This is a genomic window from Saprospira grandis, assembly GCF_027594745.1.
GTDB classification, from domain to species: domain Bacteria; phylum Bacteroidota; class Bacteroidia; order Chitinophagales; family Saprospiraceae; genus Saprospira; species Saprospira grandis.
Window position 1 is genome coordinate 2,138,109 of sequence record NZ_CP110854.1, and the last position, 13,638, is coordinate 2,151,746.

At 48.6% G+C, this 13,638-nt stretch carries 11 protein-coding genes; all 11 read right to left on the reverse strand.

The features are described from left to right. Positions 1–83: 83 nt before the first annotated feature. The 11 genes from OP864_RS08595 to OP864_RS08645 all read right to left on the reverse strand — a co-directional run bounded on the left by OP864_RS08595 (position 84) and on the right by OP864_RS08645 (position 13,561). A complete protein-coding gene (locus tag OP864_RS08595) occupies positions 84–1,088 on the reverse strand; it encodes a leucine-rich repeat domain-containing protein (RefSeq protein WP_270097810.1) in 1,005 nt (334 codons plus the stop codon). Positions 1,089–1,096: 8 nt separating this feature from the next. Beyond that, entirely contained in the window at positions 1,097–1,612 is a 516-nt protein-coding gene (locus tag OP864_RS08600) for a hypothetical protein (RefSeq protein WP_270097811.1), read from the reverse strand. 137 nt (positions 1,613–1,749) lie between these two features. After that, entirely contained in the window at positions 1,750–2,931 is a 1,182-nt protein-coding gene (locus tag OP864_RS08605) for an efflux RND transporter periplasmic adaptor subunit (protein WP_270097812.1), read from the reverse strand. Positions 2,932–3,419: 488 nt separating this feature from the next. Then, positions 3,420–7,769, reverse strand: coding sequence for a CusA/CzcA family heavy metal efflux RND transporter (locus OP864_RS08610; RefSeq protein WP_270097813.1), 4,350 nt, complete (start codon positions 7,767–7,769; stop codon positions 3,420–3,422). A 104-nt stretch (positions 7,770–7,873) separates the two neighbouring features. Then, a complete protein-coding gene (locus OP864_RS08615) occupies positions 7,874–9,073 on the reverse strand; it encodes a DUF3570 domain-containing protein (protein WP_270097814.1) in 1,200 nt (399 codons plus the stop codon). A 285-nt stretch (positions 9,074–9,358) separates the two neighbouring features. Continuing rightward, the gene (locus OP864_RS08620; protein WP_270097815.1) at positions 9,359–9,571 is read right to left on the reverse strand and encodes a DUF4266 domain-containing protein; all 213 of its coding nucleotides are present in this window, start codon (positions 9,569–9,571) and stop codon (positions 9,359–9,361) included. Further along, entirely contained in the window at positions 9,561–10,544 is a 984-nt protein-coding gene (locus tag OP864_RS08625) for an FAD:protein FMN transferase (RefSeq protein WP_270097816.1), read from the reverse strand. The genes OP864_RS08620 and OP864_RS08625 overlap by 11 nt, the downstream gene beginning before the upstream one ends. A 182-nt stretch (positions 10,545–10,726) precedes the next feature. Beyond that, positions 10,727–11,152, reverse strand: coding sequence for a thioredoxin family protein (locus OP864_RS08630; protein WP_270097817.1), 426 nt, complete (start codon positions 11,150–11,152; stop codon positions 10,727–10,729). A gap of 10 nt (positions 11,153–11,162) precedes the next feature. Next, positions 11,163–11,576: a QcrA and Rieske domain-containing protein gene (locus OP864_RS08635; protein ID WP_015692532.1), complete on the reverse strand. Its 414-nt coding sequence runs from the start codon at positions 11,574–11,576 to the stop codon at positions 11,163–11,165. A gap of 199 nt (positions 11,577–11,775) precedes the next feature. Next, on the reverse strand, positions 11,776–12,201 hold the full coding sequence (locus tag OP864_RS08640) for a hypothetical protein (RefSeq protein WP_270097818.1): 426 nt from the start codon (positions 12,199–12,201) through the stop codon (positions 11,776–11,778). 94 nt (positions 12,202–12,295) lie between these two features. Further along, a complete protein-coding gene (locus tag OP864_RS08645) occupies positions 12,296–13,561 on the reverse strand; it encodes a tetratricopeptide repeat protein (protein ID WP_270097819.1) in 1,266 nt (421 codons plus the stop codon). Between the last annotated feature and the right edge of the window lie 77 nt (positions 13,562–13,638).

Below are 13,638 nucleotides of genomic sequence, written 5' to 3' on the forward strand. Positions count from 1 at the left end.
ATTGTACTTGTCTTGTCACAAAGCTATAAAAAAGCGACTGTTACAGTTCCTGCTTTTAGTTAAATTAAGATTTAGTTTAAATCTTAAAAGTCCCAAATTACCTCCTCTATTGTTCCTATTGCGGCCTGAATTTTAGCCTGCCATTGCTGCTCATCATGGGGTTGGATACCTGTACCAAAGAGCGAGAGCGCCCGCAGATTTTTCCAGCCCGCCAAATTTTTAGGCAAGCCATTTAGGGGCGTATCATTGAGGTTGAGGGCTTGTAGTTGGGGGAGCTCGCAAAGAAATTCGGGCAGTTGGCCAAGGCGATAGAGCCCCACCAAATGTAGGCTATGCAGTTGGGGCAATTGGCCCAAACTGGGCGGCAGTTCTTCTAGAGGGGCCTCTCTGAGGGCCAGAAAATGAAGGTTTTGGAGTTGGCCAATCTCTTGGGGCAAGAGCTGCAAGCCTGACCCCTGTAAAATGAGGCGCTCCAAATTGCGTAGCTCAAAAATGACCATCGGAAAGCAATCGAAGCTATCCAACTGAACAAATAGGCCCTTGAGCGCTTGTAGTTGGGCCAAACTAGCGGGAAGCTTAGAGGCCCGCTGAAAAGAAATAGATAGCTCTTCTAGTTGGTTCAGCCGCTCTATGCGCTCGGGCAAGCGGATGAGGAGGTTGTCTTCTAAATGAAGAGCCTTGATTTGTTTGAGCGACCAAAAATGCTCGGGCAGTTGGACCAATTGATTGTGGGCCAAGTTAAAGGTTTCAGCTTGCTGAAAATGCAGCAAAAAGAGCGGGAATTTCCGCAGTTTATTGCGGCTAATATCTACCGATTTGGCCAAAGGGGCCAGGGCCACTAAGCAATCGGGCAGCTCAAAAAGGCCCAAACCCGATAATTGCAGGCCCTTTTCTCGAATCTGATCAAAGAGCTTGGGAAAACTATAGAGGGCCCGATATTGCTCTTCATAAAAGGCAAGGCAATCTTGCAGTTGCTGAAAACGGGGCCGAAGGTCTTTGCCTTCTCCCTTGGCTAGCAAAAGGGCCAATTCCATGTTTTCGGCCTGCCCCGAATACAAGAGGGCTTCTATGTTTTCCCAATCACTCATCTCATTCTCTATTTTTCTGCGCTAGGGCGCTGTTCAATGGCTTTGTACATATCCATAATGGCCTCTTGGCTATATTGGGTAACGGTGCTAGAGGTCATGCGAAACTGTTGGTCGCCTTGAATATATAGGTACTCAAAGTTGTAGAATTTGGTGGTATCGCCTTCGTATTGCATACTAAAGACGTAGCCGTTATCATCTTCGCTAATGATTTCAAAGCCTTTTTTGCTGGCCTTGGTCTCTTCTTTTTGTTCTTCCTTTAGGGTTTTTACATCTTCGGTTTCGGCCCCTTGACCATAGAGATAGACCTGAAACTCTTCTCCTTGCATCGTGATTTCATGGGGCAAAATTCCACCCGTCACTTTATTGATCTTGAGGCCTTCTGGTCCACGCACTTTGAGCATGACGCCAAAAGGAGCCAAATCATATTCTTTGGTAAATTTTTCTTCTGGGGCAGTTTCCCCACCACAGGCTGTCAGTACCGCTAGGCCTAAAAAAAGGAGGGCGGCATAAAGGCTATTTTTCATTGAGATTTTATGTTTGTTTCTAATAAATAAAAGGACCTTTAAAGGTAGAAAAAAAGCCGCTCTTAGTAAACCTAAGAACGGCATAATTGCCTAGGCGCTCCTTGGAGGCCCCAAGCTAGGGAGAAAGTCTGAACATTCTACTCTCCTTCTTCTGTATTGGCCGAGGCGCCTAGGTAGTAGGCGCCTTGGAGCACAACGGCCCGCCCTTTTAGTTGCTCGCTAATTTTAGGACTGTAGTAAAAATCATCATATTGTTGGGCGGCTACTAAGGGCAGGGGCTCAAAAAAGTGTTGGCCATTTTCTGTTTTGGCCAAGGCATAATAGTAGGCCTGTTCTCCCAACTGATAGACCGCCGAACTGGGCAAAACCAAGGCTTTTTGATGCCCCAAATGCAGTTTTGCTTCCATATAAAGGCCTTCTACCAAATTGAAGGGCAGGCTATCGAGGGCCAAACGCACCGAAATGCTTTTTTTATTGGCCCCAAAGGCTTGGCCCAAGCGCAAAACTTTGGCCGTTAGCTTTCGTCTGCCCATAGGCCCCGCCAAACTGAGGTCTACTTTTTGGCCTTCTTCCAATAAGGGCCAGTCTTTTTCAAAAACTTCGAGTTCGGCCTGCATTTTTTTGTTGTCTACAATGCTCAATAGGGGCTGGCCTGCGCTTAGGCTTTGGCCCAAACTGAGGTTGAGCTCGCTGATATAGCCCGAAATAGGGGCTTGCAACCAATAGTGTCCAGCTTGGGCCGAAGAAAACTGATTGAGTTGGTTTTGGCGAATGCTCAGTTCTTTTTTCATGCCCGCCAAGCTGGCTTTGGCCTTGTCTACTTCTAGCTGGGCCTGTTCTAAGGCTTTGCCCGAGTTGATTTGTTCTTTGGCCAAGGCTTCTTGGCGTTGCAAGGCTTTTTCTAGGTAAAATAGGGCCTGTTCTGCTTCGGCAATTTGGCGCTCCAATTGGCTTTTTTCTAAAAGCAGTTGTTGGTAGCCCAAGCTCTCAATTTGCAAAATGGCTTCTCCTTTTTGTACATATTCGCCCTCTTGTTTGCGGATGCTCAAAAGCTTTCCGGGCAGCTCTACGCTGAGGCTGGCCTTGGCCCCCTCGGGCAAGCGGCTATAAGCCCCCAATTTGATGCTATTTTCTAGCTCATGTTCCTGAGGCTGCCCCCATTCTAATTTAGATTGTTTGAGCTGGGCATCGGTCCAAACGATATATGGACTTTCGGGACTAGCTGTTTGTTCTTCCGCCGCTTTATTTTCTTCCGTCCCACAAGCACTAAGGCTAAAAATAAGGCTAGCAACTAGCAAAAATGGATATACAGATTTCATAGAATTGTTTAGTTTTCTCTCTTATTAATATTTTTTTGGGGCTTGCCGCCTTTGGCGGCCGGGCCCCTAGAAGGCTCGCAGGTCTGCTCGGCCCTGCGGCGCTTTTAGCGCCTAGGTCTGGCCTTCGGCCACCTTTCCGGGCCCCTAAGCCTGCGGCGCCTTCGGCGCCTGTCCGCTGTAGGCAAAGGCCCAATAGAAGTCCTTTCACTTCTATCCAAGAATGGCCGAGAAGTTAATTTTATGAGGGTTTCAACCCTCATTCATAGCTCATTGCGAAGCAATACAGCATTCTTGCTGTAGGTTTCAACCTACAGTAAAAAAGGCCTAGCGATGCGAAAGGGGGCGGCGAAGCCGCAGACCAAGGCCGTCAGGCCGCAGGGCCGAGCAGACCTGCGAGCCCTGTAGCGACAACAAGGACTTTAGTCCGCAGTTCGACGACCAAAGGGAGTAACCGCAGCAAGGCGAAGCCGCAGCTGAGGCCCCAAATCTTAATTCCCTTCAGGCAAAAAACGGCCAAGCAAATAATCGAGTCGGTCCATGGTTTTATGCAGTTCCCAGACATAAGCAGCCTGTTGTTGCTCCAGCTCCAAATACTGCTGTAAGGCCTGCAAATAGGCCAATTGTTCAATTTCGCCCAATTCAAAAGCGCGTTTCATCTTCTGCAGATATTCTGCTTGGGGTTGGGCGGCGCGGCTCTCCCAATTGCTGAGCGTCTGTTGATAAAAATCTACAGCTCTCTTCAGGCGGAGATATTCTTGGCCTAGGGCGGCGGCTTTTTGTTCGGCCCTTTGGCCCAGCGCTTGGGCCTCCAATGCTAGGGCAGCCAGTTCTTTTTTTCGGTTTTTGCGGCCCAAAATAGGGGCCGTTAAGCCCAGGCCAATTTGTTGGTAGCGAGGCAAGCCCACCGCCTGCAGTTGTTGATTCTGGGCCTCTTCTCTCATCGATTGGATTTGATAATTAAGGCTAAGGCGGGGGCGGTAGCTCGCTTTTTCTTGTTTTTGCTTTAGTTGGGCCGCTTGCTGGGCAATTTGGGCCAATAAGAGCTCGGGTTGTTGGGCCAGTAGGCTGCTATCTGCTGCTTCGAGCAGTCGGTTTTGCCAAGTTGGGACCTCTATCTCGGGTAATTCCTCTAGGCCCAAAAGAAACAAAAGCGATTGCTCCAGCTGTTGTTGGGCCAATTGGAGCTGCCTATTTTGCTCGCTCCATTGCCAGAGCAAACGCTCTAAACTCAGGACCTTCAGGGGCGAAATCTCGCCCAGTTCTACTTGTTTTTGCAAAAGCTCCATCTGTTGCTCCAATAGCGCCATATTCTTCTGATACAGCTGAGTGAGCTCCAGATAATAGGCCCGCTGAGAGAGCAATTGTTGTAGCTCATAGGCCCAATTTTGCTGTTCTAGTTGTACGGCTATTTGGGCGCTCTTTCCCTTTTGCTCTCGGGCCTGCGCTTCGAGGCGCCAAGCCAAAAGCGAAGGCAGTTGTTGCTCTATCCCAAAGGACCAGTCATTTTCTGGGGTATTGATTTGGCCCCAACCCAACTGAAAATTCGTGGGCGACCAGTTGCGGGCTCCGCCTTGGCGGGCCTGGGCTGCGGCCAATTCCGTTTGCTTGGCTTGGATCAGGCTCCAGTTCTCTTGGCCCAAGGCTCTGAGTGCTGCATAGCTTTTGGCTTCTTGGGCTTGCAAATTAGTAGCGGCCAAAATCAAAAGACCAATCATCAAGACCGATTTTGGGGCCTTTTTAAAGCTCAATCGCTCGCTGTAATAATATAAAATGGGCAAAACAAAGAGGGTGAGCAGCGTAGCCGTCAACAAACCTCCAATCACCACCGAGGCCAAGGGTTTTTGGACCTCTGCGCCAGCGGCCTGACTGAGCGCCATGGGCAAAAAGCCCAAAGCCGCTACCGAGGCCGTCATCAGTACTGGCCGTAGACGAAGCTTACAGGCCTGTAAAATGCGTTCTTCCAAACTCAAATCTGGATTCTTTTTTAGTTCATTAAAGTAGGCAATCAAGACAATTCCATTTAATACCGCCACACCAAAAAGGGCAATGAACCCCACGGCAGCAGAAATACTAAAGGGCATATCTCTAAGCCAAAGTGCCCAGATACCTCCAATGGCCGAAAAGGGAATGGCGGTAAAAATGAGCAAGGCTTGGCCCATAGAGTTAAAAGTAAAATAGAGCAGCAAAAAGATGAGGAAAAGGGCCAGCGGCACCACCAGCAATAGGCGTTGGCTGGCATCTTCCAAATTCTTAAATTGTCCGCCATAGCTGAGGTAATAAGAGGCTGGCATTTGAAGCTGCGGCTCAACCTTAGCCTGAATCTCTTCTACCACAGATTGCACATCTCGTCCCCGCACATTAAAGCTGATGACGATTCTTCTTTGGCCCTCTTCTCTAGAAATTTGGGCGGGCCCTTCTACAAAGTCGATTTTGGCCAAATCGCCCAGCTGGATTTGTTCGCCAGAGGGGAGGGGCAGTTGCAAGGCTTTTAATGCACTGATGTCTTGGCGGTCTTTGGCGGCTAGACGAACCACCAAATCAAAACGGCGTTGCCCCTCTTGGATTTGGCCCAGACTGCTTCCCGCAAAAGCAGCTTCTAAAATTCTATTGAGGCGATTTACATCCAGTTGGTAGTAGGCTAGGCGCTCTCGAATATATTCAATGCGAATTTGGGCCAAACCACTAACGGCCTCTAGCCGTACATCTTCGGTCCCGTCTACGCTAGCGAGTTTCTTCTGTACCTCCTCGCCCAATTGGCTAAGGGTGCTTAGGTCTTCGCCAAAAATCTTAATGGCCACATCTGCCCGAACGCCAGTCATTAGCTCATTAAAACGCATTTGAATGGGCTGGCTAAATTCGGTGGTCAGTTCTGGAATTTGCTCCAAAACAGCCTGCATTTTTTCTACTAGTTCTTCTCGGCTTGTTGCCGACACCCAGTCTTCTCGGTCCTTCAAAATGACCATGCCATCGGCTACCTGCATGGGCATGGGGTCGGTAGGCACCTCGGCACTACCAATTTTAGAAACGACCTGTAAGACTTCGGGAAAGTTTTCAAGGAGTAGTTTTTCGGCTTTTCCACAAACCTCTATTTCTTGTTCCAAAGAGCTGCCTTCAGGGAGAATGAATTGGGCGGCTAAGTCGCCTTCGCCTAGGGTGGGAATGAATTCCCCGCCCATTTGGCTAAATATCCAGCCACTAACTCCCAAAGCCAGAATAGCTAGGCCTAAAATAGGGGCTTTGGCCCGCATTACTAAGGCCAAAACAGGGCTATAGGCTCGCTCCAAAGCAGCCACCAAGCGGTCAGAAAAGCTCGCTTTTTGAGGGATCTTTTTAGAGAGAAATAGGGCCATCATCATGGGTACATAGGTCAAGGATAGAATAAAGGCCCCCAAAATGGCAAAGGCTACTGTTTGGGCCATGGGCACAAACATTTTTCCTTCTACACCCGATAAAACGAGGATGGGCAGATAAACAATCAGGATGATGATTTCGCCAAAAGCTGCTGTAGATCGAATTTTAGAAGCCGATTCATAAACCGCTTGGTCCATTTCTTCTGCAGTTAGCCGCTTTTTCTGCTGTTGATGCAAAAAGTGAATGGCGGCTTCTACAATAATGACCGAACCATCTACAATCAACCCAAAGTCAATAGCGCCCAAACTCATCAGGTTGCCACTGACGCCAAAAAAGTTCATTAGGCTAATGGCAAAGAGTAGGGATAGGGGAATGACGGAGGCCACAATAAGGCCCGCTCTCAGATTACCAATGAGCAATAGCAAAACAAAAAGTACAATCAATGCCCCCTCAATAAGGTTGGTGGCAATGGTAGAACTGGCCTTATTGACCAAACGAGAACGATCTAAAAAGGTATTGAGCTCTACGCCTTCAGGCAATTTGGCCTTAATCTCTTCCATTCTATTGCGAACGGCCTCAATGACCTTGGCACTATTGGCTCCCTTGAGCATCATGACAATCCCTACAACCACTTCTCCATGCCCATCTTTGGTGGCGGCTCCATATCGCATGGGGCTGCCAAACTGAAAATCAGCCACTTCTTTGAGCAAAATCACTTGGCCCTCCTCAGTTTGGCCCAAATGAATTTGGCCCAGCTCTTCTAAGCTCTGAATTTTACCCACCGCCCGAATAAAATGCGCATAGGGCTTATGATCAATATAGGCCGCCCCCGTATTCTCATGGTTGTTCTCTAGGGCAGACATGACATCGAGCAGCGAAAGGCCCAAAGGACGCAAACGCTCAGGATAAACAACAACCTCATATTGCTTGAGCTCGCCCCCTAAGGTGTTGAGCTCGGCCACTCCCGGAATCCCCAATACCTGCGGCTTGATGACCCAGTCTTGAATGCTCCTTAGCTGCATGGCCGAAAATTGCTCTTCAAAGCCTGCTTTGGCACTTAAGCTATACTGATAAATTTCTCCCAATCCCGTACTCACTGGCCCCAAACTAGGCCGTTCGACTCCAGGGGGTAATGCTACCTGCCCCGTTCGCTCATTGACCTGCGCTCTGGCCCAATAAGGGTCTACCGATTCATCAAATACTAGGGTAACTACCGAAATTCCAAAGCGACTAATAGAGCGCAGCTCTACCAAATGCGGAATAGATTTCACGCTCTGCTCTAAAGGAAAAGTGACCAATTGCTCCATTTCTTGAGTCGAGAGCTCAGGCGCATTGGTAATCAGTTGTAGTTGGTTGTTGGTAATGTCGGGCAAAGCGTCTATGGATAGCGAGCGGAGATTGTAAATCCCCACTAGCAAAAGGGCCAAAACGCCTAAACCCATCATCAGCTTGTTCTTAATGCTCCAAAGGATGATTTTGTCTAACATGACGTACTTATAATGTTGTAGTAATGATGTTTTGCGGGAAGTATATATTTATAGCAGTCCCACAGCTTCGGGGAAAGCTGTAAAGAGCGCTATAAATCACTGTTTTATTCTAAACTAAAGGCAAGGTGCAAGGAAGCAATAAAGGCTTCTAGGCCCGTGCTTCTTTGGTAGTAGGCCAATCTGGCCGAAATAGATTTGAAGAGGACCACTCTTTTGCTTTTCAAAAAGCTCTTACTACGCAGTAGTCCAAAAGCAGGCGCATAACGAAAGCCCAAACCAAATTGCTGAGAATGAAAGGCCGATAGATCATAATCAGAGGTGTAGAAGCTCGAGTTGACGCTATGCTCGGCAAAGGGCGCAAAATAATCGGAGGCCGTTTGCTGATGGTAGCGATAAAAGGCCTGTAAATTGAAGTTGGGATGCAGCTGAATGGGCAATTCTAGCTCTGCCGTATGCCCTTCTACCCCAAAATCATCCCAGTAGTAGCGGTAAAAGCTGCGCAGAATGAAGTAGTCGTTGAGGTAGTAATGCAGACGAATACTCGCCGGGATTTTGCTCCGAATTTCAGGCAAACGCTCAATGTCTAAACTCAAATCATCAAAAAATACTCGATGAAAAGGTGTAGACAGTAGGCCCGCCATCCGAATGTATTCTACATTAGCAATGGCCTGCAAACTGGGCGTGATCATCTGGCTGTAGGCCAAAGAAAAACTCAAGCTCTGCCGGTCCGAACGTCCCGCATCTACAAAACCCCGAAGCTCTCGGGGGTAAATTAACTTCCAGTTATCCTGAAAAAGCCCAAAGTTGAAGGCCAGCTGGCTGTTGCCCGCATAAAAGTCTTTTTTGATGCCCAAATTGGCCGAAACCGACTGGTAGTCGTACTCTGTCGAAAAGCCCCCACCAACAGAGAATTCCAGTCCCTGCCGCAACAATTTATGCTGATAACTCAATTGCCCATAGGCCCGAAGATCCTGGGCCGAAGCCGAAGAGGGGTTGTTGTCAATTTCATCCGTGGAGGCCGAGCTGTAACTATCTGCCCCAGCCTGCAACTGAATCGCCTTATTTTTATCTAAAGGGACATACAATTGTACTTTATTGGCCACATCTTGCAGCTTTTCGGTCCCCTGACCGCCCTGCACGGCCCCATTTTGCCCATCTTGCTGGTAGTAGCTGCTGAGCAAATCAGCTGTGATGGCTCGACTATTTGCCGGGATTTTATAGCTGCTGTCTTGTGCCGCTTGCTGGGCCCAACTACTAGCCGCTATGGACCAAAATACTAGGCCCAGTAGGTATGTTTTTTTCATCTTTTCATTTTTATTCTGCCAAATATTATGATTTGGGGCTGCCCCTTCCGCCGGGTTGAAACCCAGCGCAAAGCGGTATCGCTTTGCGAAGCTATACAAAATGAGGGTGGAAACCCTCATGAGCTATCGGGCGGGTCGGGCTGTTTCGCAGCTCGCTATTCGCTCGGCCCTGCGCAAAATTCGCTTCGCTCATTTTGCTGGGTCTGGCGCTTCGCGCCACTGCTGTCCATCCCTCAGCCGACGGCCCTGCGGGCCTTTTCAGGCGGCTTCGCCGCCTTTTGGACCTTAATTGCAGCCGCAGCCGCCTCCCGTTTTTCCCGAGTTGGCCCCAGAGGCCCCCTCTCGATAAGATTGGAAGTTGGTCTCAAAGCTTTGCTCTTTCTTGGGCGAAAGCTCCATCTGGGCTTGCCGCAATTGCATTTGCTGATAAGCTTTTACCGATTGGCAGCTGCTAAGGAGCCCCGCCAAGGCCAGCAAAAGAAGAAGTTTATTTCTCATCTCTTTTGATTTCAATATTTTTAGAACAGCGATAGCTATTATCGCTCAACCAAATGAAGGCTTCTATATGCTCCAGTTGGTCAATCAGCGCCAGCCCTTTGTCTGGCCCCAAAACAAAAAGGGCGGTGGCCAAGGCATCGGCCAATTCTGCTGAGGGACAAAGGACCGAGGCCGACTGAATGCCCTGCGTGGGCAGGCCCGTTTTGGGGTTGATAATATGCGCATATCGCCGTCCTTGGTAATAGAAGAATTTCTCATAATCGCCAGAGCTCACTAGGGCCTGCCCATTTAGCTGAAGGTAGCCCAAGGGCGGCGCTTGTTTGTCTGGCGAAAGAATCTGAATGTTCCATCCTGCTTTTCCGGGAGGTTGCCCCCAGCAGTTGAGGTCTCCACTGGCATTGACCAAACCAGCCGTTACTCCAGGCATCTTTTGCATTAGGGCTTTGGCCCTATCGGCGGCATAGCCCTTGCCTAGGCCCCCAAAGCCAATTTGCATGAGGGAGTCGGGCAAAAAGACCGTTTGGGCCAGCTCATCTACTTGGATGTTTTGCCAATTGGCGGAGCTAGCCTTGGGCGGTATTTTGGGCCATTTTTCCAAAGTTTGTCCCTTAAATTGCCAGGGCGAATTTTTTGGGGCAAAACTAATATCAAAAGCGCCATCGGTTAGGGCCGAGATCTTTTTGGCCCTTTGGATCAGGGCTAAAAGCTCTGTGGGTACCCGAACGGCCTGCTGTCCTGCCTGCGCATTGATTTGGCTAGTGGCCGAATTGGGCTGCCAAGAAGAAATCAGCGCCTCGATGCGTTGCATCTCGGCTATGCCAGCGGCCAGGGCCGCTTGGGCCTCCTCCTCTTCTTGGGCAAAAACCTTGACCTCAAACCAGCAGCCCATCAGTTGAAATTGCTTTTGGGCCAATTTCTGGGCAGAAAGCGGCCAGCTAGCAAAAAGCAAAAAGAACAAAAAATAAAGTCGCATAAGCAGAGTGATTTTTGCGTCTAGAAGCGGGCGAAGCCCGCTGGCCTAGCGATGTGAAGCAGTGGCCGTTAGGCCAGACCCAGGCGGCAAAGCCGCCGCAGGGCCGAGCGAAGAGCGAGCTGCGCAACGTAGCGCCGACGAGCGAAGCGAGGCGGAGGCCCCAAAACAGCAGGATAGAAAACTTAGGGCAGTAACTTCTTCAGTTCCTCGATAAAGAAATCGGGGCCTTCATGATGGTACTTAATCTCGCCCAAAACATCGCCTTGAGCGGAGAGCAGGACCACGGTAGGAAACTGCGCAAAGGGGTTATACTTTTCGGCTAGGGCCTCATTTTCGGCACGGACCTCCTTGCCCTGTAGTTTTTTATTTTTTCGGCGGACCGGGAAGTCGAGATAGAGATAAGTAAACTCCTTATTGGCGAGTTGGAGAAAGGCCTCTTGGCTGAGGACCTCTTTATGTAGGCGTTTGCAGGGGGCACACCAATCGGAGCCAGAAAAAACCAATAAAATGGGTTGTTCTTTGGCTTTGGCTTCCTCGAAACGCTTTAATTCTTGGGCCCAGCTACTGCTTGCAAACAGCAGAGCGAGGCAAATAAATAGATACTTCATTGGGGGGGATTTAAGAGAACACCCGGAGCATTTGTCCGTTGAGTTCGGTTTGATAAATTGTGAGATTGCGGCTAGCTTCACTGTTTAGGCCCTGGCCAGAGAGGTCGAAGCGGGCGCCATGTTGGCCACAAAACCATTCATTATTTTGCAGGCTAACTTCGTAGAAGCCCTCATGGCTACAGCGTTGGGTAGCGGCCACATAATTGCCGTTATCGTCCTTGGCCACCACCACACGATCCTTGATAATATAGCCCCCATTTTGTTGGAGATTATCATAAGTGGGATCGGAAAGGTCGATGGTAAAATCTACATCTTCGGTAGGGGCAAAGTCTTCATCATCTTTGCTACAGCCGCCAAAGCAGCCAGCGGTAAGGGCGAAAAGGGCGCCAGCGCCTAGGGTTTTCAAAAACTCTTTACGTTGCATAGAAATATATTTATGGATAAGAAAATGAATTGGGGCGTACTATACTAAGTACGCAAAAACGGGCCTAAAGGCTTAGATTTGAGCATTTAGGGCATAAAAAACCCGCTAGCTGTTCATTTACAGTAGCGGCGATCTAGACCTAAAAAAATAGGCCTGGCAAAGGCTGGTAAGGGCCCCATTGCAGGGCTGCAGGCTTTACCTATCCATAAATAGGGGGGGCTCGGCCAGCTTGAGGGCTAGCGAGCAGGCGCATTAGAGCGCTTTTATTGTTAAAAATAGCAGTTTGGGGCTTCAATTGGGCCAAAAACTTGGCTAAGAGGGCCTGTTGTACTGCAGCGGGAGTGACAAAAAGCAGTTGTTGCTGTTGTTGTTTCTGCAGTTTTTTTTGCGTCTTTTTATCGACGGTTATTTTTTCGCTGATTTCATTTTCCTCATCAGTTTGTTCTACAAACTGAAAGGCCTCTTCTTGTCCGTGTGCGAGGCTACTATGGCCTTCAAAAAGGAGGTGCAGCCAATCCATAGTTTGCCCTTCCTCTGCTTCATCATGAGCATGAGGGATACAGTTGTGTGCAAGGAGCAGCAGGCAACTGAAAAAGAGCGAATAGATATGGATATTAAACTGCATAAAGCATTTTGTGCGACCTAATTGTCACTAATAAACAGTTTTTCTTGAAAAGAACTAGTGATTTATGGACAAAGCTTAAAAAATTAACAGATTTTTAAAAATCGCTAGCGGCGCCACCGGCAGAAAAATCGTCATCATCATCTTCCTCTGCTTCCTCAAAATCTTCTGGATGATTATAATAATCTAGAAAATGTTCATCCATATCATCTAGATGTTCATGATCGGAGGGGGGGTTGAGTCTTTCGATTTCTTCTTCTAGTTGGAAGAGGCGTTCGCTGGGGCTTTCCTCCCAATCTAGGCGATAGATATACTCTTGTAGGCGGAGTTTTGGGGCGTAGAGGAGGCGGTTTTGGCCTTCTTGGAGTAGTTCGATAGCTTGGGGCAGGGTTTGCAGTTCGTCGGCTAGGAGTTGGGCAAAGTAGAGGATATGTTGTTCTGCGTTTAGGCCATTATCCCAGGCGCCTTGAAAATAGTCTTTGGCCAGTTGGGGGTCGCCAAGATATTGCCAGACGATCCTTGCTTTTTCGGCTAAGAGGAGGGGGGACTCCCAATTTTCGGGGCTCAGGAATTGCATAGCTTCTTGGACCTGCTCTTGTTCTAGGGCCATTTGGGCCATTAGAAAATGGGCTGCTTCATTTTGGGCTTGCATAGAAAGGGCGATATCGATAAACTGCTTGGCGCGTTCTTTTTCTCCTGATTGCGCATAATTTTGGGCCAGGGCCACATAATATTCGGCTTCATAGGGAGATTCTTCAACGCATTGGTTGAGGCTATCAATAGCGCCTTGAAAATCTTCTAATTGATATTGCAATTGGGCCAGGTTTCTCCAGAGCAGCAATGACTTAGGAAAATGCTTAAGGCCCTCTTCATAGCATTCTAGGGCTTGTTCCTCACTTTCTATTTGCGCATAGCGTTTGGCTTGAAGCAGCACCGCTGTTTCATTTTCATAGAGTTGAGCGCCTAGTAATTGCAGGAGCTCCTCGGCTAGGTCGGGTTGCTTAAGGAGCAGAAAAAGCTCTTGAGCTTTTTGGACCAGTTGTTTGCGAAAGTTGGGCAGCTCTTGAAAAAAGGGGGTAAAGAGCTCTTGATTTTGCATAAAGCGCTCAAAGAGGGGCAAGAGTTGTTCGTTTTCATTTAGCTCTTGCTCAAAAAAGGCCAGGGCCTGCCAGTAGAGTTGAGCTTCGGCAGAGCTATGTATCAGCTCTTCAATTTGCTCTTCTTCTTCATGGCTCAGTTTATAAAGGGCCAAAAAAGCCATAAAGTAAGGACTTTGGCTGTTGGGCCAGGGGGCAGTTTGGTCTTGCAGTAGGGCCTGAGCATAGAGACGTTCGTCTTGGCTAAGGCGGCTCCAGATGGACATATAGAATAGTTTAAAAAGGCTAAAGGCTTTTATTAGCGGTAGGAGGACAAATTTACGCTTTTCAAAGCAAACAATGG